This window comes from Psychromonas sp. Urea-02u-13 (assembly GCF_002835995.1).
GTDB lineage: Bacteria > Pseudomonadota > Gammaproteobacteria > Enterobacterales > Psychromonadaceae > Psychromonas.
In genome coordinates, this window is sequence record NZ_PJBZ01000064.1 from 1 (window position 1) to 21,808 (window position 21,808).

Genomic DNA, 21,808 nt, shown 5'->3' on the forward strand with positions numbered 1-21,808 from the left:
CTATTGGAGGCGGAGACTCAGGGGACAGTATTACGATTGAGAATGCGTATACGGATGGTCGTTACCGCATTGAAGAGATTGTACTGGCGGATGAGAGTGTGATTACAGGAACTGCTATTTTTGAGTTGCCTGAATATATAGCGCCAATTATTGACCAGGTAGCAAAACTAGTTTCTGTAATGTCTGGTTTTGATGTGGGTGAGAGCGTCGCTACAGATCCTAATAACTTAGTATCAGCACCCTATCAGGAGGTGATTGTTTCTCCTGAATTATAGGAGGTAATTCACCTTACTTTAATATGATAAAAGCCAGCTGGACATGATAAGTTTAGCTGGTTTTTTTATTACATTCTCAATGCTTGTATTTGTAAAATAAGTGATTTTTGTGTTTCTACGATTTTCATTTCCAATTACCTAAATATACTTTCAAATCATTGTAAGTATATTTAGGTAATTCATCACTTTTTATATCGTAAACTATTGGAATCAGTTTTTACCTTTTTTATAACTACTATTTAGATCAATACTATCCGTATTTTTTGTGTGTAGTACTTTGAGTATGAGTAACAAATAGTTTAAAAAAAGACTTGGTTTATTTAGTTTTTCTAATACTAATTTTTTGAAAAGCATTTAGAGATAATAAGTTAGATTCTTAATTGTTATTCATGTAATTGAATGTCTAGTAGTGAGTATTGCCAGCTTTTATATAGCCGGCGTATTCATTCGGTTATCAACTGCTTGTTTAGTTAAAACCACTAAAGTATTGTTTCTTTGAGGCTGTTTGGGCTAACTGCGCCAGGTATAACGTGGTGTCTAGTAGTCGGTTGGCAAATCCCCATTCATTATCACACCAGACTAATAACTTCACTAAATGGCCATCACTGACGCGGGTTTGTGTACCGTCAATAATGCAAGAGCGTGGATCGTGATTAAAATCGATTGAAACTAATGGCGCTTCTGTGTAACCCATGATGCCGGGAAGCTTAGTCTGTGATGCGTGAAGTAAACACTGGTTAATATCTTCAATGGTTACACTTTTAGTGACTGTGATGCTTAAATCCATTGCGGTGACATTAATGGTGGGCACACGCACGGCAATAGCTTCAAATTTATTGGCAAATTTAGGTAATATGCGCTCGATGCCGGCGGCTAGTTTAGTATCAACGGGAATGATTGACTGACTGGCTGCACGGGTACGTCTTAGGTCGGGATGGTAAGCGTCGATGACGGGTTGATCATTCATTGCCGAATGAATGGTGGTGATTGTGCCACATTTAATATCAAACTTTTTATCTAAGATATCAATCACAGGTACGATGCAATTAGTAGTGCAAGATGCGCCTGAAATATAGGTTTCTTGGCCTGTGAGCTGTTGATGATTCACACCATATACAACTGTTGCGTCAACGTCTGAATTGGCGGGATGAGAAAATATCACTTTTTTAGCGCCTGCTGCTATATGCGCATCAGCATCTGCTTTTGTGCCATAAATACCAGTACAGTCGAGTACAATATCAATATCATATTGTGCCCATGGCAACTCATCGAGTTTAGAAAAATGGACCAAATCAATCATGTCATTTTCAATTTTTAATTGATTGTTTTGTAGCTCAATAGGAAATGGGAAACGACCGTGGGTTGAATCATATTGTGTTAAATGCGCGATGGCCGCGGGGTCCGCTAGCTCATTAATGACCACGATGGTGATTTCACCCTGACGGTTACTCTCGTATAATGCGCGTAGTATGCTACGTCCGATTCGTCCGTAGCCATTGATAGCAATTCTAATTGACATAATAACTGTACACACCTAATAAAAAACGAAGGTTATTGTAATACCAATTACAATAAATAGCTGATCTATTTGGCTAGTTAAAACAACTTACTTCGGCGTTATAAGTTTCGTAAAGGGAACAACCATTAATCATTAAATGGTTGGTTTTATTTAATGTGCTGTAGAGGATTAACGCAGTTAATCGCTCGTTAGTAGGTCAACTTACGCCTTGAATTAATCCGCCTTCCCGCCTTCTAGTCTTACAAGTGTTGCTCTATTGGCAATAATTGTAATAAAGAGGATTTCATACGCTCCCATTGACCTGTTTCAGGCTCACTTTGCCAGGTTTTACCCCCAGAATGCCAACGAATGTCACCTTCATGTAACTCCAGACGCCAGCTATTATCTTCGTTCATCGCTTGTTCAATATCATTGGCCAAGCTTTCTGCAATGCCTTGATGTTCAATCACTAGCAGGGATTCTGTATTGAGGTAGGTTGAGCGTAAATTGAAGTTAAAAGAGCCAATGGTTGCCACTTTTCTATCAAACACTGCGGATTTTGCATGCAGGCCGTAAGCTGTTGTTGGTGCACATTTGGAGATGTCTTTGGTCGATTGTTCACAGAGTGCGGTCGTTGGTTGTAACTCGAATAACTGCATACCGTGTTCAAGCATGTCTTGGCGTCGGCCTGCGTAACCAGAATGATTTGCAACGAGATCATTAGAGGCCATTGAATTGGTTAGTGCTTTTATCTGAATACCTTTGTTGGTCAAACGCTGCATGGCGGCTAATTGGCGATCATCAAATATCAGATAAGCGGATTCTAATACGATTTCTTGTTCAGATTGCTGCGCTAATTCGGCTAATAATTTAGCGGTTGCTTTGGGTACTTTAGTATTATCGACATCGATAGGAATAGGGCGATCAGCAACAAACTCTGCGTTAACCCAAGTCATCTTGCTCATTAGATCCTTTAAGAAACGATGCGCATTTTTAGTGCCTTCTGGCAACGCGGGGTAATTTTTATACTGAGGTGCGGGCATTTCGCCTAATCGAGCTTGCTCTTGTGAAACGGTATCGGTCAGCAAGTCAACAGGGTAAGACCAGCGGCTGTCCCAGTATTCGGCAAAGCTCGCTTGGATATCGGTTACCACGGCGCCCATAACTAATACATCACGATCGCGGAAATTTATTTCATTGGATAAGTCAAAATATTCATCGCCGATATTACGCCCACCAACAACGGATAAAACCCCATCTACAGTAAATGATTTATTGTGCATACGGCGATTTAGACGCGGTAAATCACTGAGTAACGTGATCCATTTTGTTAATCCACGACGACTAGGGATAGGGTTAAATATGCGGATTTCTATTTGAGGATGAAGATCCAGTGCTGAGAGTAGTTGCTCTCGCTGGTTCAGATTAATATCGTCAAGCATGACACGCACTCGAACACCACGCTCTGCAGCCGCCATTAAGCGCTTTGCTAAGTAATGGCCTGAAGTGTCTGAGTTCCAAATGTAATATTGGATATCGATGCTGTGCTCGGCGCTTTCAATTAATGCTAATCGCTGTGCTAATGCGTCCCAACCAGTGTCTTGTAATAACACCGCACTGGTTTCCTGTTGAGATTGCGCTGTCTGATGAGTCTCAGTCAATGCGGTCAATGCGCTGGGTGCGGGGGCGATGAGCGGCTCAATTGAATGTTTAATCTCTTCGGGCAGTGATGAACAACCCGTGAGAATGAGCACAAAAAGCATGATGACATTAATACGTTGGAGCACAGGCATTTGTTAGATTTCCTTTTTTAACGTTGAATAACCTATTTATTATCTTATCGGCTCATTATTTGATGCACTTTTATTGTTGCTAGCAAGGCCGATAAACTCTTTCTCGCACTCTTTAAAATCCGCGCAAGATGAATAACAGGCAGAATAAATACACTTTGCTATTTAAGCAACCATCTTAAGCAACTACCTTAAGCAACTACTGATTGCACTGTCTGTGCTTATTTTTGTTTTTAAGTGGGTTGGCAAGGTAAAAGTGATGTATTACGTAACAAGATTTTTGATTGAGCAATTTTAACCTGCAGGGTAGATCAGATAGTTAAGTGGATTGCTATAACCCTTTCAATGTAACAAGTTGTGCATAGGTTAGATATTAAATGTAATGTGGCATTATTATACTTATTTGCCCAGTAAAGCGTTATCAAGCCATTAGCAAAGCGACGCTATTTATACATAAGTATAACAAGCAACACGTTGTTGATATGGATTTGTCGAAATGCTTTGATATGCTCGACCACAACTTAATCATTAAGTTTGTGTGCAAGCGTATTGTAGACAGTAGTATCTTAAACTTGATAAGACAGTTTCTAAAAAGTGGGGTAATGGTTGGTGGGGATTGGGAAGAAAGTGAGTTAGGTAGTCCGCAAGGTTTGTTATCAGTCCGCTTCTTGCCAATATATACTTAGATGAGTTTGACCAAGAAATGATGAAGTGAGCACACCGAATAGTGCGCTATGCCGATGATATATTGATATTATTCACCTCAAATCAGGCGCAAAGAACGCATTAAAAGTAGCCTCAAAGTACCTTGAAGTCACACTGAAACTTAGAGTGACTGAGCGGAAAATCCATATGCACATAGCGATACAGGTGTTCTGCTTATTATTCTTAAGGAACAGTGAATTACATGAGCCGTATACGAGGTTCGTACGGTTCTGTGAGAGGGATGAGGCAAAATCCTCCCCCTACTCGATATCTATCGCCAACTAGGTTGTTACTCTAATAATAACTATTCAATAAATGGTTTTTGGCACACTATCTGGGCAATAGCGCGATCTGGATTATGTTTAATACCTTCAAAATAATGCAAACAAGACCAGTTGCTAAAAATAGTATTTAGCTCATTCGGTTGTAATAAAAAAGCATCTCTATTTGGCCGTCCAAACTGTCTGTTTTCTGTTGTAAAGGTTTCGTAGATGATTAAACCACCGGGCACCAGCGCTGCTTTTATCTCTTCCATTAAGGGACGATGTAGATAACGAAACACAATAATAGCTTGATAACTCTCTGCCTTTAATACCTTTTCACCAAGCTCAAAATCAGCATAGAAGCATTGCTCTGTACTGATGCTATGTTCAGCCTGTAAGGTTAACAACGCTTCACTATTTTTATCAGAAAAGTGCACGGGAAAACCTTGCTCATGCAGATACAAACCATTACGACCACTGCCGCAGGCAAGATCCAATATCGGTTTTCCTTGCGCTTTAAACAAGGTTTTAAATTCAGTTAATAAAGGTGAATGAGGCATTAACTCAACGCCTCAATCAGTGCTTTAATATTATTAAGGGGCTGAATACTTTGATCGCCTTTGACAAACTGTTCCATCGACTTGTGATAAGCCACCTTAGGGATGAAAATTTGTTTCTTACCGTGGCTCAAGGCTTCGCGAACACGAGGCACGATTTGTGGCACTTGGCGTAATTCGCCCGTGAGCGCCACTTCGCCGATAAACACGGCATCCACTGGTAACGGTTTTGAGTTAATTGAGCTCAGTAACGCCGCCATAACTGCCATGTCTGTTGAGGTTTCCGAATCGGCCATTTTAAGACCGCCCACTAAACTGATATTAATATCGTAATAAGTGGGTATGCCTCCGTGTTTTTTCAGCACGGCGGTGATCAGTGATAAACGACTATAAGAAACCCCGATACAGTTACGAATCGATTTTTCACCTTCCACTTCAGTGGCCAGTGCTTGAATTTCAATTAATAAATTACGCGAACCATCTTTAATCACGGAAATAGCAGAGCCTTCAAAATGCTCTTCACTGCCCGATAAAAACAGGCGACTTGGGTTATCTACCGAGCGCATACCAAATTCAGTCATCTGGAAAATACCCACTTGTTCGGTATCACCAAAACGGTTTTTATCGGCACGTAAAATACGCACCGAAGCATCATTCACTTCAATATGAATCGCGGTATCGATAATATGTTTCAGTGTTTGTGGGCCGGCCATTTGTGAATTTTTATTTACTTGGCCCACTAAAATCAGGGTAATACCGTGTTGTTTGCATAATCGGTTTAATATTTTTGCACAGGTTTTTACCTGCGTCACACCACCTGCGGTTCCATCAACAGTATTTGATTCAAAGGCTTGAATCGAGTCAGCAATTAAGAATTTGATGTTGTTTTCAATACATTGATCCACGATGTCTTCAAGGGAATCGGTATCGGAAAGCATAAATTGGCCTTCATTAAAATTAAGCTTAAGACGCTCAATACCACGTTTAGCCCACTGGCTTAAACTTTCCTCGGCGGTAACATAAAGGGTATTCATGGTCTGTGACATGACTTCAGCCACTTTAGTGAGTAGTGTGGTTTTACCAGATCCCGGGTCACCACTGATTAATACCACCGAACCTAGGGTAATCCCGCCACCTAATACTCTGTCTAATTCAGAAAGGCCGGTAGAAATACGTGTCGCATTTTCTACTTTAACGTCGCTAATACGCTGCACACCCGTGCCCGCACCGATACCCGCATAACCGCCATTGTTATTACGTTGCACTGCTGCATTTACTGATTTTGTAGTACTGGTGGCTTCACGAAATTCAGTGATGGTATTCCACGCTTTACACTCGGCACATTGACCCTGCCATTTGGTGAAGTCTGCACCACATTCACTACATACGTAGGCGATTTTTGTTTTTGCTTTGGCCATGGGAAATACTCTTATTAGTCAGTAATTTGTAAATTAAATTCTTTGATTGCTTTTTGGCAGTCATTAAACGAATAGCCGCGCGAGATTAAAAAACGCTTTGCTTTGTCTTGTAACGCTTTGCCTTCAATTTCAACACGAAACTTACCTGAAAGTAGGGCAAGCGCATCAGCAATGGCGTCATATTCTTCGAGGGGGAAGTGCTCATTATGACATTCAATAGCACTGAATATATGCTCAAAATTATGCCCCTTGTTTTGCAGGAAGGCCATCACTTTTTGTTTCAAATGGGCGTTTTCAATGCGCTCGTGATAACGCTTTTGAAGTAACTCGGTGGCACTGTTTATATAGTCAAAATCATTGTTTTGAAAGTGCTCACTGCAGAGCTGTTCAGGAATGCCTTTGAGTTTCAGATCGCGTTGAATACGATTAATGCCAAAACCTTTGTTTTGCGCGCTACGCATAAAGGACTCTACAAAACGTGCATCATCGAGGTAGCGATATTCATAACAGGCCTCAATAACGTCATCAATCCATTGTTGGTTATCGGTTTTACGGGCGAGCTTAACGCGTAATTCATGCTCGCTATGATCACGTCTGCCTAAATGCCAAAAAGCAGAACGCTTTACGCCTTCAATGTCTGTTGCGGGTTTTATCGGTTTGTTAAACACATTAAGGCTACTTTTGAGAAATAAATAATAATAATAACGCAAAAGCACGTGCTTGTTCGCTTTAAAATCGTTATGTTAGGTTTTTTTATTGTCTTTCAAATTTGAAGAGTATGCATGATAAAAGTTCCCTTTAATGTTTGGTTATTAATGTGTGTCGGTGCGCTTGCGATGTCGGCCGCCTCTATTGTGGTTTTTACCGGTGGTATTATTGGCAGCGCGTTAGCACCCTCTGAAACATTAGCGACATTACCACTGGCTTTGATGATTGTGGGTACGGCCTTGGCGGTTATTCCTGTGACGATGTTGATGCAACGCTTTGGACGTAAACGTGTCTTTATTTTAGGTACCTGTACTAGCATTGTTGGATCGCTTGTTACCTGTGTTGCTATTATGAAAAGCCATTTTGAGCTGTTTTGTTTTGGTACGTTTTTACTCGGGGCAGGTTTAGCTTATGTGCAGCAATATCGTTTTGCTGCCATGGAAAGTGTCTCGCCTGATCAGATGGCCAGTGCCGCCGCTAAAGTATTATTAGGTGGATTGGCAGCTGCCATTATTGGCCCTGAATTGGCGCTACTAAGTAAAGATATGTTTGCGCAACCCTTTGCGGGCGCTTATTTGTCGTTAGCAGGGCTTTATCTGTTAGCAACAACATTACTGTTTTTATATCGTCCGAATCATATACACAGCGAAACACAAACATCAGAAGGTCGACCCTTAACAACGATTATCAAGCAACCTGTTTTTTGGGTCGCGCTTTTGGCTGCCACCGTGGGTTATGCGGTGATGAGTTTTATTATGACCGCGACCCCGATGAGTATGCATATTCATGATGGTCATAGTTTAGCGGATACCAAGTGGGTGATTCAAAGCCACATTATGGCGATGTTTATTCCTTCCTTTTTTAGCGGTTTTCTTATTCGCCGTTATGGCGTAGCGAAAATGATGATGACAGGCGTATTGGCTTTTGTTTTGTGTGCCGTTATTGCCTTAATTGATCGTAGTTTATTACATTATTGGATCGCGCTTATTTTATTAGGTATTGGTTGGAATTTTCTGTTTGTTAGTGGAACGTCATTATTACCGCAATCGTATAAAGACAATGAGCGCTTTAAAGTGCAAGCATTAAATGAATTCAGCGTTTTTAGCATTCAAGCACTGGCGTCACTTTCGTCGGGTTGGGTATTGTATCAATTTGGCTGGGAAATCTTAATCTACATTAGTTTACCGATGTTACTGGTTGTGGTGATGGCCATTTATTACTGGCAACGTGGACAGGTAAAAGGTGCTTAAAGAATAAAGGTGTTGTTATTGGTAGTGTGAGTTTTATACAGTATTGGCACTTTATGTTATGCATTTTCTTTGTCGCTTTTGCATCTTAAAGTATCATAGGTCTATTATTTAGTTACAGTTAAAATTAAGTTTCATGCAAAAGGAATTATATGAACGTTTTAAACCAACAGGGGGAAGAGATTGAACTGGACACTGGGTTTCGTTTTTCGAACGCTTTTTTTTCGTTATTGGATTTCATTAAAACGCCAGATTTAGAAGATGCAAAACGCACAACCAGTGAATTACAGTGTGAGTTCTTTTACCGAGATACCATGAACTACGCCTTTGTTGATTCCCATAATCAACATCTTGAGGATGGACGTTTAGACTTAGCGGCCAAAAACCTTAACGAGATAAATAACCTCTCACTTGATAATTTAACCGGGTTAAAGAAAAAAGAGTATTTAAACCGCAAGTTAATAAGCCTTGAAAGCGAAATTTACCTCGGACAATTGGCTGATTTTTCGCTAATAATGTGTGATTTAGATAAATTCAAAGCGATTAATGATGATTTTGGACATTCCGCTGGCGACGATACGCTGGCTCTCTTTGGTAAGTTATTAACAGAAACATTACGTCCCACTGATTTTGCCTACCGATATGGTGGTGAAGAGTTTCTTATTCTATTACCTGAAACCAGTTTACACGAAGCAACATTAGTAGCGGAGCGTTTACGCTTAGTGATTGATGAACGTTTACAGATTGGTAATTATGGCTTGAATCATGTGACTGCCTTTGATTTATCAAAAGCCAATATTCTCTCCGATGAAGGCGACATTAATGATGCGTTTTTCTTAGCACGAGACGTGACTTGTAGTTTTGGTGTGGCGAATTATTTAGATAATGATCAATCGGCTGAAACCTTGTTTGATGCAGCCGATGAGCATTTATATATTGCTAAAGAAAATGGCCGTAACCAAGTTTCAGCTTAAGCGGGTTGTAGGTTGCTAGTCGCTAATAAAGCAAGCTGAATAGGATAAGTCTCAATTTGCTTTAGCGCTTGTTTAAAGTAACTGCGTAAATACTTCTTTAAGTGTTTATTAACACGATTGCTTTCAATGCCTTTCAAGTGACAAAATATCGCCAAGGCAAAAATCATTTTATCTTCCGATAAACTCGCATGACGATTTGCATCTGCATTATAACAACGCCCACAACTGCCTCTAAAGGTATAAGCCGAATTAGACATTAAAATGCCAAACCCCATAAACACCGCCACTATTTCGGTCGCTTCTGCAAAATACTTTTTCCCTCCCATCGGCACTAATTGTGACTGAGCGACCAAGTGCTGCGTCATATAATGGGCAAAGCTAGCACTGAGATCTTCGGGTTTAAGTGTTTGATTAATATTATAGGTAATCGCTAACGGAAACTCACTGTGCAGTGGCATGATAGGTTGCGCTGAAGAGTTACGTTTAATGCCCTCGCTAAAATCTAAATTCAAGAAAGGAGGTGGAGTGCTATTAAAGTTAGCCGGGTGTATCAGCTGCATCGGCCAATGGCTAAGACCGGTATATTTAAGTGTCGCATTAAAGACAGTGCTAGCCATCGCTTGATGACTATCAACGGCGCCGGGGAAGAACTTATCACTGGGCTCAATGAGCTGCGTGCGCTGGAAAAACTCCGCACTGTCAAATTCAGTGAGCGCCCAATGAAAAGTCGATAAAATCCACAGAGCATCCTCATCTGCGAGTAACGGTTTTGTTTTTAAAAAATTAAACATGAGATCCTTCTCAAGGTAAATCGAAGCCAGATGATAGCTTATTGTGTTTGATCATTTTGTGATCAATCGGGTGTTTAATCTGTTTTGTATTACAAATAATCGTTGCCCTAATAAAATGGCGGCCACGGTTAACCCGACGGTAATACCAACCCAAAAACCTTTTGCGCCCAAAGGTTCGATAAGCCAATCTGTCATTGCGAGTACATAACCCAATGGTAAACCGACAACCCAATAAGCGATAAAGGTACGGGTGAAAATGGCGGTCATCTCTTTATAACCACGTAACGCACCTGCTGCCACTACCTGAATAGCATCAACACATTGATACAGTGCGGCAAAGAACATTAATACTAAGGCTAATTCGATAACTTCTTGGTTATCGGTATAGAGCATCGCAATATCTTCTTTAAAGATAATGGTTAATAACGCGGTAATCGCTGATAGACCGAGACCCACAGCCAGACCTGCATAAGTAGCGACTTTAGCGCCACGATTGTTTTTCTGTCCAAGGTTAAAACCAACACGAATGCTTACTGCGCTGGCGATACTCATTGGTAACATAAAGACCATACTTGAGAAGTTCATTGCGATTTGGTGCGAAGCAACCACTAATGCGCCAAGTGGCGCGACTAAAACAGCAATACCGGCAAAGATAGTGACCTCAAAGAACATCGCAACAGCCACTGGTAAACCCAGTTTAGAAATACTGACCAGGTGCTTAAAATTAGGTTTTGCGACGTTTTTAAACAGTGGGTATTGCGCTAATTTTTTAGTGAAATACACGTAACCCACTAATGCAAATAACATAAACCAGTAAACCAATGTTGTTGCGACACCACAACCGACACCCCCCATTGCTGGCATACCAAACTTACCGTAAACAAATATCCAGTTCAGTGGAATGTTCACTAATAAACCAATAAAACCAATCACCATCGCAGGTTTGGTAAGGGAAAGACCTTCAATATAATTTCGTAATGCTTGAAAGAGTAAAAAAGCGGGTACAGCAGGTAATACCGCATACAGGTACTCGGTGGTTATTTTTTGTAATGCGGGTTCAATATCCATATAACCGACAATCGCACCGGCGTTATAGAGAATGGCAATAATAGGAATAGACAGCAGTAACGCGAGGTATAAACCCTGTTGACCGGTCACTGGAATTTCTTCTAACTTATTGGCGCCATGTGCTTGCGCGGTTAATGGGATTAACGCCATTAATACACCCACACCAAATAAGATACATGGGAGCCAAAGACTTGAGGCAATTGAAACAGCTGCCATGTCATAGGCGCTGACACCGCCGGCCATGATGGTATCAACAAACCCCATTGCCATTTGCGCAAATTGAGCAATAAAAAGGGGAATACTAAGTTTAAGAATCTTAGTGGTTTCTTGAGAATAGGACACACGCACTCCGGATAAAAAGCAAAGATTCAGTCTATTCCTATCGTATTCGGGTAGCAATGGCGAATGTGATTATTTTTCGTAATATACCCATGCTGCCTCAAGATGTTTTGTCAGGCACAAGCTCGAGAGTCAGAGCAAGGCACAACATGAGATAACCTATCGAACGTTAACTACGTGAACCTTCTAACGGTAGGATTAAAAAAGACGTTAATCCCTTATTGTTATTCACTTTTTGATTGTTGTAACGCGGATCTGCCATGGTTGAATAAGAAGCGAGCTTGCGCCCTGTAGGGCAAGATAACTTGTACCCATCTACGTCGTTATAAAAATTCGACTTAGAATGACTAGGCTTCAATTTTATGCCTAGTATCTCGGCACAATTTACCTTGCTGACTTTGCATCTTGAAGTAGCATGGGTATGAATAGTCATGATCAAACACATGTTTTTATAAAAAAGTTAAGCATGAACGACTCTGCCGAGTAAACTCAATGCAGTTACAGCAAAAGGGGAATTTATTATGGGCTTACAAACACTTAAACACTTTTTCAATCCAAAATCGATAGCGGTTATTGGCGCTTCAGTGCAACCACATCGTGCCGGTTATTTAGTGATGAATAACCTGTTGTCGGAAGGTTTTAATGGCCCGATAATGCCCGTTTCGCCAAAATACAAATCCGTGCATGGGGTGCTTGCCTATAAATCCATCGACGATTTACCTATCGTGCCTGAACTTGCTGTTATTTGTACTAACGAATTTCGTCTTGCTGAAATATTGCAGGCACTGGCTGACAAAGGTTGTCATTCTGCGATTGTGGTGGCCACTGAAAGTGATCATGTGGTTGCGGCTAACGTTTATGCACTGGCTAAAAAATTAAAAATTCGTTTATTAGGCATGAGTAGTTTAGGCATTATTAACCCTTATGCTCAAGTAAACGCAAGCTTGGCACATTGCAGTGCCTTAAAAGGCAATATCGCTTTTGTCTCGCAATCGGCAGCGGTTTGCACCACAGTGTTAGATTGGGCAAACAGCAAACAGATTGGTTTTTCGGCCTTTGTTTCCTTAGGTGACGCGCAAGATATCTCGTTTGCCGAATTATTAGATTATTTAGCACGTGATAGTAAAACCCAATCCATTCTCTTGTATATCGATAGCATTAAAGATGCACGCGCATTTTTATCGGCAGCCCGCGCGATTGCACAACACAAATCGGTATTAGTGATTAAAGCAGGCAGTTCTCTGCTTGGCGCAAAAGCGGCTGCGCTACACAGTAAAGGCCAATTTGGTCACGATAGTGTTTATGATGCGGCTATTAAACGTGCAGGAATGCTGCGTGTACATGATTTACATGAGTTATTTGCCGCGGTTGAAACGTTGGCTTATTCTAATTACCTGCACGGCGAACGATTAGCCATTATTACTAACGGTGGCGGTTTAGGTATTTTAGCCGTTGATAACTTAGTCAGTGAAGGCGGGCGATTAGCTGAATTAGATGAAGCCTTATTAGCCAAATTAGATAGTTGCTTACCGAAAAACTGGTCGCGTAATAACCCGATTGATATGATTGGTGATGCCGACCCTAAACGTTATGCCACAGCACTTAGTCATTTAATGGACAGCGATCAGGTTGATGCTATCTTGATTATGCATTCGCCTTCTGCGCTTTCTGACAGTGAAAACAGCGCCAAAGCGATCATTGATGTCATACAAAACCACCCTAAACGTAAACAAGTTAATATTCTTACCAATTGGACAGGTGAAGATGCGGCTAAACCTGCGCGATTACTTTTTTCACAAGCAAAAATTCCCACCTTAAGAACCCCTAAAGGCGCAATTACTGCCTTTATGCATTTAGTGCAATACCGTCGTAACAAAAAATTATTATTAGAAACGCCCACAACTTTGCCTGAAAATCTGGTTTACGATAGCCAATATGCTAATGAATATATAAAAGGCATTGTGCATCCTGAAACATTAAGCACCAAGCTTGATACCTATTTAGCCACGCCTTTATTAGCCGCTTACCACTTGAATACCATTGAAACTGAAGTGGCGGCCAATGAAGAGCAGGCGCTGGAACTCGGTAAAGAGATAGGTTTCCCGCTGGCGGTCAAAATTAACTCTCCCGATATCGAATACAAATCTCAGGTTCATGGCGTGATCTTGAATATCAATAATCAACAGGAGTTGTTTTTAGGGTTAAGCGCGATTAATAAACGTGTGAAAAGCATGTTACCCGATGCGCGTTTAACCGGGTTTACGCTACAGAAAATGGTCGCCAGTGGTATTGGCTTAGAGTTACGAGTGATGATTAAACAGGATCCTACCTTTGGACCTATTATTGCGATTTCGCAAGAGAGTGATGCACGTGATTTACAAACGACACTAGAAAATGCAGTGGTTGCCTTGCCGCCTCTGAACATGGCCTTAGCCCGTTATTTAATGATTCAGGGCATAAAAGACAAAAAAATTAAGATTAAACGTGCCGCCCAAGATTTTGATATGGATGCGGTGTGTTTATTATTAACGCGTATTTCACAGATGTTACTGGATAATCCTGAAATTAAAGATTTAGACCTTAATCCAGTTTTAGTGGTTGGCGATCAAGTCACCATATTAGATAGCCAAATCCACCTCGCATTAGCCAGCGAAGGTTATTTTGGTCAGCTTGCGATCAGTCCTTATCCAAAACAACTTGAAGAAACCATCGCCTTAAAAAATGGTCAAGATGTCCTTATTCGCCCGATTATTGCGGAAGACGAAGCGCGTCATCAACTGTTTGATGCAGCCTTAACCGAGGAAGACCGTTATAAACGCTATTTTTCGCAACGAGGTAAAATGAGCCATGAGGAAATGGCGATTCTGACGCAGATAGATTACGAACGTGAAATGGCCTTTATTGCCGTGCGTATTGATGAAAACAATGAGCAGGAAACGCTGGCTGTGATACGTGCTTCTATTGATCCTGATAACATTGATGCTGAATTTGCAATGATTGTACGTTCCGATTTACAAGGCTTAGGGCTAGGTAAAATTCTCTTGAATAAATTGATTCGTTATCAAAAAACCAAAGGCACCACTTATTTATCAGGCATGACTATGCTGTCTAATATTGGCATGGCAACACTGGCCAAAAAACTAGGTTTTGTGGTTAAACGCGATATCGAAGAGGGGGTGATTAATATGTCGTTGTTATTACATGATGATGAAGCCCTTAGTGAAAAATGAACCGCTGGCTAACGAGCAAAAACGCGTTAGCCAATAAACAAACGTAAATAAACACTCAATAAATACTAAGTGAAAAAAACAATGAAAAGACAGACACTAACCCTATTACCCCTCGCGCTTACCTTAGTCTCTCCGATGTTATTGGCGGATTCAAGTGTTGCTGAGTTATCCGAACAAAGATGTCAAAAAATGGTTGAGGCGGGTGTACTAACGCCTGATGCTCCCGTGCAATGTGATCGTTTACGTGCGGTGAATTTTGATTATATGGATTTTGAGGGGCAGTCACATAACAACGGTGAAGTGATTGTATTGGATGCGGTTGCCAGTCATGTAGCGACTATTTTTGAGCGTTTATATGCACTGAAATTTCCTATTCAACAGGCGCAACCGATTTTCAATTACCAAGGTGATGATAATCAATCCATGGCGGCGAATAATACCTCTGCCTTTAATTATCGTCCTATCGCAGGAAAATCATCGCTTTCTATTCATGCTTACGGATTAGCGATTGATATTAATCCCAAACAAAATCCTTTTATTGAATTTGCAGAGCAAGGGCAGTCAACGATTAGTCCGGTAGAGGGCGCTAAGTACGCAAATAGAATGAAATATAGATATGCCAAAGCAGAAAGAAATGGCTTTGCCGAAGACGTATTAACGACCTTCGCAGATAGCGGCTTTTTATACTGGGGAGGTTTTTGGAATACGCCGATTGATTATCAACACTTTCAGGTGAGTCGTGATATGGCTTATTTAATGACTGCCATGACAACAACAAATGCGACCCAGTTTTTTGATAATTACGTGGGCTGGTATCAAAGCTGTAAAGCCATGTATCCGGGGGCTTACGCTGAGCATCGCGTGAATGACTATAGCGTATATTTAAAAACGAATCTGAAGGTGACATCGTTGAATGAGACCTTCAAGCAATCCCCTGAAAAGGTATTAGCAGCAATCAAAGCACCTTTGCAACGCTCTGAATTATGCGTTAGAGCTCAGGTTAAATAGATTGAAAATCAAACTCGATTTGTTCATGCTGATGATCAAGTCGAGTCTCTGCGTCATTCAAGTTCAAGTTATAAATAGTGGCGAAAATTTACTACTTTCCCACTCTCATTAATGTCTATTCCTTCCGCGCTTAACTGCTCTTTTTGTCTGATAAAGGCATCCCCAGCAAGTGATATTTTTCCCTGACTATTGACCACTCGAAACCAAGGTAATTTAGTGTCTTTAGGCAGTTTCGATAAGGTTCTACCCACTAGGCGGGCATGACTCGGATAGCCACATTGTTTAGCAAGTTGCCCATAAGTGGTGAGCTTTCCTTGCGGTAATCGCGCTAAAATATTGTACAGAGAAGATTCAAATTCCGTCATGTTTAAATACCCTGTTGGCCTTGTTATTAGTTAATAAATATTTCGCGTTAATTGATCAATGTTCAAATGTGCAGTATTGGGGAGCGTTGCTTATCCAAAATTCAGGTTAAATATCTAAATGTGAAACTATACTCAGTGTTTAACCAACCTGAAGGTGGCACATGAAAACATTCTATCTGTTAATTATTACTATCATATTGAATCTTCATAGTACATCAATACAGGCGACAGAGCGCCATCGCGTAAAAATAATCGTTAATAATTGGACTAGCCAGGTGGTGCTTTCTTATATCACTGGGGATATTTTTAAGCAGATGGGTTATCAGGTTATCTATCAACCAATGGCTATTTCTGAGCAATGGGGCGCACTCGCTTACGGAGTGTCGGATGTGCAAGTTGAAGTCTGGGAAGGCACCATGGCTGAACCCTTTAATCGCATGGTAGAAGACGGTCTATTTATGAGCGCGGGTGAACACAGTGCCAAAACGCGAGAGGACTGGTGGTACCCTGATTATATTGAAAAATTGTGCCCTGGTTTACCGGACTGGAAAGCGCTGAAAGCTTGTGCGCCATTATTTGCGCGCGAAGGCTCCAATCAAAAAGGGGTTTATTTTGCGGGCCCGTGGGAAAAACCCGATGAAGCAAGAATAAGAGCATTAGAAATGGACTTTGTTGTGCACACTGTCGAAAACGGGGATGACCTCTGGGTCGAACTCGAAAAATCGCTCACTGCATTACAACCGATTGTATTATTCAATTGGACTCCTAATTGGGTTGAGTCGCGCTACCAAGGTAAATTTGTTGAGTTTCCTGCTTACGATAGAAAATGTGAAACCGAATCAAGCTGGGGTGAAAATAAAGAATTCCTCTACGACTGCGGTAATCCTAAAGGAGGCTGGCTTAAAAAAGCTGCATCAATACAGCTCAAAACCGAGGCCAAATGTGCCTTCAATACCCTGCAAAATATCAACTTTACTAACCAACAAATTTCAGCGGTGTCGGCGTTGGTTGATGTTGAAAAACTCTCCTATCAACAAGCTGCGACAAGATGGTTAACAGAAAATAAACGCTTATGGAAAACCTGGATAGTCACGGATTGTAAATTATGAAATTTCTTTTTCGAGAAAAGCGTTCTATCGCCACACAGTTATTTAATGTTGTGTTTGTTTTGTACTGTTTGGTGGCCGTAATAGTGACGTCGGTGCATATCATCAGTGAATACAAATACACGCAGCAGCGCATTAAGAGTGAGTTAAACGCTTATCAAGATATTTACGGGCCTGTTATTGCCAAAGCCGTATGGAACTTAGACAAAGAACAAGTGAAGGATATTGTATTAGGTATTTCCGAGTCGGCTATTATTGTGGGTATTAAAATTGAACGCTCCCAAGGTGATGAATTTGTGCCCTTAGGTGGAAAAGGGTTGGTAACTAATGAGGCACAACAAATAGTAAATTTGGCCATCAATGGTGATCGTTTGGCTGTTGCTAGTGCAACAACAGAGGATATTTTTTCCTATCAATTCCCCATTAATTACACTATTTACGGTACCGATAAACAGATAGGCAGGGTGACGCTTTATTCTGGCTCATCCGTTATTTTAGATCGTGTCCAATTTGGTTTTATATTTTTGGTCATTAATGCTTTGATCAAAGGTATAGCCCTCGGCTTTATCTTTTGGATTGTTAGCAAGCGTTTGTTATTAGCGCCGTTAAATAAATTTATAGAGGCGGTGGTTAAAGTTAAGTTTGATAATTTATCGACTGCACCCATAGACATTGATACGCAAAAAGATAATGAACTTGATCAACTGCAACATCGCTTTAATGACATGATAAAAGAACTCTCGGTGGCTAAAGAAGAAGTGCTCGATTTTAATAAAAAACTAGAAGAAAAAGTGGAGAAAAGAACCCAACAACTGAACATGGCCAAGCAACAGGCTGAAGTGGTGACCCAAGCTAAATCAGACTTTTTAGCCACAATAAGCCATGAAATACGCACGCCGATTAACGGCATTAAAGGGTTATTATATTTGTTGAAAAGCAGTCCATTAACAGATGTTCAAGACAAGTATGTGCAGGGCGCGAGTCAAAGCAGCGAACATTTATTATCATTAGTGACCACTATGTTGGACTTCTCCAGCATTGAGTCTGGGCGTGAACAACTTCAACAAGGTCATTTTAAAGCGACGCAATTATTAGCCGATATTATTAAGCTAATGGTCCCTGAAGCAAGCGCAAAAGGTATTACTCTTTTCTCAACTTATGAGACGCTCGAAGGTTACCTATTTAGTGGTGATGAAAAACGTCTAACCAGTGTTGTGATGGAGTTGATTAATAATGCCATTAAATTTACCCCGCAAGGGGCGATTCGTATCAGCGCCACGATAGACTGTCTTGATGAGAAAAATGCACTGCTTAATGTGGTTATCCAAGATAGTGGAATTGGCATGGATTCAGAGACCAAAAAACATCTTTTTGAGTCCTTCAATCAGGGGGATAACAGCTCAACACGTGAATATGCAGGTTGCGGTATGGGGCTTGCGATGTGTAAACAGTTATGTGATTTAATGTGCGCTAAGATTTCAGTAGAAAGTCAAAAGATGAAAGGCAGCACCTTTACACTTGAAGTGCCGTTACTGTATAGCATCAATAAACAGACCATTAATTCACAGGAAGGCAATATCTGAGGGTATTCAAAAAACACATTGTAACTGTGCAAAGCTATTTGATAAGCAACAACTTTGTACATTATTAGGTACAAAAAACGATTTAAATTAAGTCATAAAAATAGAATCGCTGTTTACGTTACATCTTGATTTGCATCTTGAGGTATCACGGGTATATTAAGGGATATTAAGTAATAAATTCCCTGTTATTCTAAAAGAGTGCCTTATCATGACCCAAGTTTCCTCTATTGAAGAAAATGCTGACGAAAGCAATCACAACGACATTACAAAGAACCCACAAGAAAAACACCTCGCCGATTACAAACCGTCTGATTATTTAATTGAAAGCTTAGATTTAGTCTTTGATCTGTTTGATGAAAATACCATTGTGAAGGCGACAACACAGATTAATCGTGTAACCGGTGATAATACGCCGTTATTCTTGTTTGGTGACAATCTCGTGTTACGCAGTATTTTAGTGAATGACAGTGCTTTTACTGATTACACGTTAGTAGAAGGCGGCATTGAGCTTTTTAACTTGCCAACCTCTTTTGTCCTTTCAATCGAAACAGAACTTAACCCGCTTGCCAATAAAGCCTTTGAAGGTTTATATAAATCAGGCGAGGCTTTTTGTACGCAGTGTGAAGCGGAAGGCTTCCGTCGTATCACTTATTACCTTGATCGCCCAGATATTCTGGCTAAATTCAGCACCACGATTAGTGCTGATAAAACCCTTTACCCATCATTGTTATCAAATGGTAACCGTGTTGATCAAGGCGATTTAGCTGATGGTCGTCATTTTGTTAAATGGATTGATCCGTTTCCAAAACCAGCTTACCTGTTTGCATTAGTGGCAGGGCAGTTTGACTGTTTAGCGGATAGCTTTGTGACTAAAAGTGGCCGTACGGTTGCATTAGAGTTATTTGTCGATAAAGGCAACTTAGATAAAACCGCGCATGCGATGTTATCACTTAAAAATTCAATGACTTGGGATGAAGAACGTTTTAATCTTGAATACGATCTTGATATCTACATGATCGTCGCTGTTGATTTCTTTAACATGGGTGCAATGGAAAATAAGGGCTTAAATGTCTTTAACTCTAAATTTGTATTAGCTAATTCACAAAGCGCAACAGACCAAGATTATTTAGGCATTGAAGCGGTGATTGGCCATGAATATTTCCATAACTGGACAGGTAACCGAATTACTTGTCGTGATTGGTTCCAACTGAGCTTAAAAGAAGGCTTAACGGTGTTTCGCGATCAAGAGTTCAGCTCTGATATGGGTAGCCGCACGGTTAACCGTATTGCCAATGTTAAAATTATGCGTAATCACCAGTTTGCTGAAGATGCAGGCCCAATGTCACATCCGATTCGTCCGGCTTCAGTGATGGAAATGAATAACTTTTACACTGTAACTGTGTACGACAAAGGCTCTGAAGTGATTCGTATGTTACATACGTTATTAGGCGAGCAAAAATTCCAGCAAGGCATGGCATTGTATGTTGAACGACATGACGGCCAAGCGGTTACCTGTGATGATTTTGTGGCGGCAATGACCGATGCAAGTGGTATCGATTTAACCTTATTTAAACGTTGGTACTCACAATCGGGTACCCCTAACGTCAATATTACAGATCATTTTGATACGAATACCAACAGCTACCAAATAACTTTTAAGCAGAAAAATCTACCTACAGCGGATCAAAAACACAAACAACCTTTACATATTCCGGTTGATATTGAACTGCTTGATAGTGAAGGTAATGCGGTTGATCTTGGCCACGGTAAAACCAGTAAAGTGTTGAGCTTAACGCAAAAAGAGCAAACCTTTGTTTTTGATAATTTGAAGCAAAAACCCGTTCCTTGTTTATTCCGTGGATTCTCAGCGCCGGTTAAATACCAGTACGCGTATAGTGATGAGCAATTGTTGCACCTGATTAGCTACGCGAGTGATGAATTTTCGCGTTGGGATGCAGGGCAAATACTGTTTAACAAATACTTAGTTAAAAATGTTCAATTACAACAAGCGGGTAATGCATTTTCACTGCCGACTTTGTTTATTGAAGCGTTTAAAGCGGTATTAACTAGCGATCAGCTAGATCCTGCGTTGATTGCTGATATGTTTGAGTTTATCAGCGAAAATGGCGCAATGGAGCTATTTGAGGCGGTTGATATTGAAGCGATACATGCAGCGCGACTGTTTATTTTGCAGCAATTAGCTGAGCAATTACAAAGTGAATTTGTTGCTGTTTATCATCAACATCAATTAACGGCTGACTATCAACCTAAAACGGAAGATATTGCGCAACGTAAATTAGCCAACTGCGCACTGTCTTACATTGCTAAGAGTGATAGTAAACTTGCGAACGAATTAGTGTTAAAACAGATTAGTCGTGCCAATAACATGACCGATCATCTTGGCGCGTTACTGGCTGCTAATACGGGCAAGCTTGCGTGTCGCGATGCAGTGATGGCAGACTTTGATGATAAATGGTTTGAAAATGGTTTAGTGATGGATAAATGGTTTGCGCTGCAAGCGAGTTTGTCTTCTGAAACGATATTAGCCAATATTGAAACATTATTTAATCATCGTAGTTTTGATTACAGTAACCCGAACCGTTTACGCGCGTTAGTAGGGACGTTTGTTAATGCCAACAGTTATTACTTCCATGCGATTGATGGCAGTGGTTATGTCTTCTTAACGGATCAATTAATTAAACTCAATAGCCAAAACCCACAGGTTGCAGCCCGTTTAATTACACCACTGATTCAGTTTAAACGTTTAGATGCCAAACGTGTGGCGTTAATTAAAACGCAATTAACGCGTTTACTGGCGATTGATAACTTGTCATTAGACTTGTTTGAAAAAGTGACCAAAGCACTCGCTCACTAAAATAATGT

At 40.6% G+C, this 21,808-nt stretch carries 16 protein-coding genes; 8 read left to right on the forward strand and 8 right to left on the reverse strand.

What is annotated here, in order from left to right:
* On the forward strand, window positions 1–275 hold a 275-nt coding region (locus tag CXF74_RS11380), incomplete at its 5' end, for a calcium-binding protein (RefSeq protein WP_157822390.1).
* A 466-nt stretch (window positions 276–741) separates the two neighbouring features.
* Here CXF74_RS11380 and epd read toward each other — a convergent pair.
* The 5 genes from epd to CXF74_RS11410 form a co-directional block, all read right to left on the reverse strand.
* Window positions 742–1,794 (reverse strand): erythrose-4-phosphate dehydrogenase, encoded by a 1,053-nt coding sequence (gene epd, locus CXF74_RS11385; protein ID WP_101082567.1) that lies wholly within the window; start codon window positions 1,792–1,794, stop codon window positions 742–744.
* A gap of 239 nt (window positions 1,795–2,033) precedes the next feature.
* Window positions 2,034–3,566, reverse strand: a complete 1,533-nt coding sequence (locus CXF74_RS11390; protein ID WP_101082568.1) for a phospholipase D family protein — start codon at window positions 3,564–3,566, stop codon at window positions 2,034–2,036.
* Between the two features lie 1,006 nt (window positions 3,567–4,572).
* Entirely contained in the window at window positions 4,573–5,091 is a 519-nt protein-coding gene (locus CXF74_RS11400; RefSeq protein ID WP_101082569.1) for a class I SAM-dependent methyltransferase, read from the reverse strand.
* The gene (gene radA / locus CXF74_RS11405) at window positions 5,091–6,506 is read right to left on the reverse strand and encodes a DNA repair protein RadA (protein WP_101082570.1); all 1,416 of its coding nucleotides are present in this window, start codon (window positions 6,504–6,506) and stop codon (window positions 5,091–5,093) included. The genes CXF74_RS11400 and radA overlap by 1 nt, the downstream gene beginning before the upstream one ends.
* A 14-nt stretch (window positions 6,507–6,520) precedes the next feature.
* Window positions 6,521–7,174, reverse strand: coding sequence for a regulatory protein RecX (locus CXF74_RS11410; protein ID WP_101082597.1), 654 nt, complete (start codon window positions 7,172–7,174; stop codon window positions 6,521–6,523).
* 114 nt (window positions 7,175–7,288) lie between these two features.
* Between CXF74_RS11410 and CXF74_RS11415 the strand changes: the two genes are divergently transcribed.
* Both CXF74_RS11415 and CXF74_RS11420 read left to right on the forward strand, forming a co-directional pair.
* Window positions 7,289–8,464: an MFS transporter gene (locus CXF74_RS11415; RefSeq protein WP_101082571.1), complete on the forward strand. Its 1,176-nt coding sequence runs from the start codon at window positions 7,289–7,291 to the stop codon at window positions 8,462–8,464.
* 149 nt (window positions 8,465–8,613) lie between these two features.
* Window positions 8,614–9,435 carry a GGDEF domain-containing protein gene (locus tag CXF74_RS11420; RefSeq protein ID WP_101082572.1) on the forward strand — a complete coding sequence of 274 codons (822 nt, stop codon included), beginning with the start codon at window positions 8,614–8,616 and terminating at the stop codon, window positions 9,433–9,435.
* Here CXF74_RS11420 and CXF74_RS11425 read toward each other — a convergent pair.
* Together CXF74_RS11425 and CXF74_RS11430 are read right to left on the reverse strand one after the other, a co-directional pair.
* Window positions 9,432–10,226: a hypothetical protein gene (locus CXF74_RS11425; protein ID WP_101082573.1), complete on the reverse strand. Its 795-nt coding sequence runs from the start codon at window positions 10,224–10,226 to the stop codon at window positions 9,432–9,434. The two genes, CXF74_RS11420 and CXF74_RS11425, sit on opposite strands and share 4 nt — an antisense overlap.
* Before the next feature lie 51 nt (window positions 10,227–10,277).
* Window positions 10,278–11,636 (reverse strand): MATE family efflux transporter, encoded by a 1,359-nt coding sequence (locus CXF74_RS11430; RefSeq protein ID WP_101082574.1) that lies wholly within the window; start codon window positions 11,634–11,636, stop codon window positions 10,278–10,280.
* A gap of 518 nt (window positions 11,637–12,154) precedes the next feature.
* On the opposite strand from CXF74_RS11430, the gene CXF74_RS11435 reads away from it, so the two are divergent.
* On the forward strand, window positions 12,155–14,863 hold the full coding sequence (locus CXF74_RS11435; RefSeq protein WP_101082575.1) for a bifunctional acetate--CoA ligase family protein/GNAT family N-acetyltransferase: 2,709 nt from the start codon (window positions 12,155–12,157) through the stop codon (window positions 14,861–14,863).
* 81 nt (window positions 14,864–14,944) lie between these two features.
* A complete protein-coding gene (locus CXF74_RS11440) occupies window positions 14,945–15,871 on the forward strand; it encodes a M15 family metallopeptidase (protein ID WP_101082576.1) in 927 nt (308 codons plus the stop codon).
* 68 nt (window positions 15,872–15,939) lie between these two features.
* Here CXF74_RS11440 and CXF74_RS11445 read toward each other — a convergent pair whose 3' ends face one another.
* Window positions 15,940–16,236 (reverse strand): MGMT family protein, encoded by a 297-nt coding sequence (locus CXF74_RS11445; RefSeq protein WP_101082577.1) that lies wholly within the window; start codon window positions 16,234–16,236, stop codon window positions 15,940–15,942.
* A 161-nt stretch (window positions 16,237–16,397) separates the two neighbouring features.
* Between CXF74_RS11445 and CXF74_RS11450 the strand changes: the two genes are divergently transcribed.
* The 3 genes from CXF74_RS11450 to pepN all read left to right on the forward strand — a co-directional run bounded on the left by CXF74_RS11450 (window position 16,398) and on the right by pepN (window position 21,800).
* Window positions 16,398–17,345 (forward strand): ABC transporter substrate-binding protein, encoded by a 948-nt coding sequence (locus CXF74_RS11450; RefSeq protein ID WP_101082578.1) that lies wholly within the window; start codon window positions 16,398–16,400, stop codon window positions 17,343–17,345.
* Window positions 17,342–18,925: an ATP-binding protein gene (locus CXF74_RS11455; RefSeq protein ID WP_101082579.1), complete on the forward strand. Its 1,584-nt coding sequence runs from the start codon at window positions 17,342–17,344 to the stop codon at window positions 18,923–18,925. Before CXF74_RS11450 ends, CXF74_RS11455 begins: the two co-directional genes overlap by 4 nt.
* Window positions 18,926–19,133: 208 nt before the next feature.
* Window positions 19,134–21,800 (forward strand): aminopeptidase N, encoded by a 2,667-nt coding sequence (gene pepN / locus CXF74_RS11460; protein ID WP_101082580.1) that lies wholly within the window; start codon window positions 19,134–19,136, stop codon window positions 21,798–21,800.
* Window positions 21,801–21,808: the final 8 nt, after the last annotated feature.

Excerpts from the sequence above, each read along its gene's own strand:
- CXF74_RS11440 (WP_101082576.1), top strand. The coding sequence starts at position 14,945 with ATGAAAAGACAGACACTAACCCTATTACCCCTCGCGCTTACCTTAGTC.
- CXF74_RS11450 (WP_101082578.1), top strand. The coding sequence starts at position 16,398 with ATGAAAACATTCTATCTGTTAATTATTACTATCATATTGAATCTTCAT.
- CXF74_RS11435 (WP_101082575.1), top strand. The coding sequence starts at position 12,155 with ATGGGCTTACAAACACTTAAACACTTTTTCAATCCAAAATCGATAGCG.
- CXF74_RS11455 (WP_101082579.1), top strand. The coding sequence starts at position 17,342 with ATGAAATTTCTTTTTCGAGAAAAGCGTTCTATCGCCACACAGTTATTT.
- pepN (WP_101082580.1), top strand. The coding sequence starts at position 19,134 with ATGACCCAAGTTTCCTCTATTGAAGAAAATGCTGACGAAAGCAATCAC.
- CXF74_RS11425 (WP_101082573.1), bottom strand. The coding sequence starts at position 10,226 with ATGTTTAATTTTTTAAAAACAAAACCGTTACTCGCAGATGAGGATGCT.
- epd (WP_101082567.1), bottom strand. The coding sequence starts at position 1,794 with ATGTCAATTAGAATTGCTATCAATGGCTACGGACGAATCGGACGTAGC.
- radA (WP_101082570.1), bottom strand. The coding sequence starts at position 6,506 with ATGGCCAAAGCAAAAACAAAAATCGCCTACGTATGTAGTGAATGTGGT.
- CXF74_RS11420 (WP_101082572.1), top strand. The coding sequence starts at position 8,614 with ATGAACGTTTTAAACCAACAGGGGGAAGAGATTGAACTGGACACTGGG.
- CXF74_RS11390 (WP_101082568.1), bottom strand. The coding sequence starts at position 3,566 with ATGCCTGTGCTCCAACGTATTAATGTCATCATGCTTTTTGTGCTCATT.
- CXF74_RS11415 (WP_101082571.1), top strand. The coding sequence starts at position 7,289 with ATGATAAAAGTTCCCTTTAATGTTTGGTTATTAATGTGTGTCGGTGCG.
- CXF74_RS11445 (WP_101082577.1), bottom strand. The coding sequence starts at position 16,236 with ATGACGGAATTTGAATCTTCTCTGTACAATATTTTAGCGCGATTACCG.
- CXF74_RS11400 (WP_101082569.1), bottom strand. The coding sequence starts at position 5,091 with ATGCCTCATTCACCTTTATTAACTGAATTTAAAACCTTGTTTAAAGCG.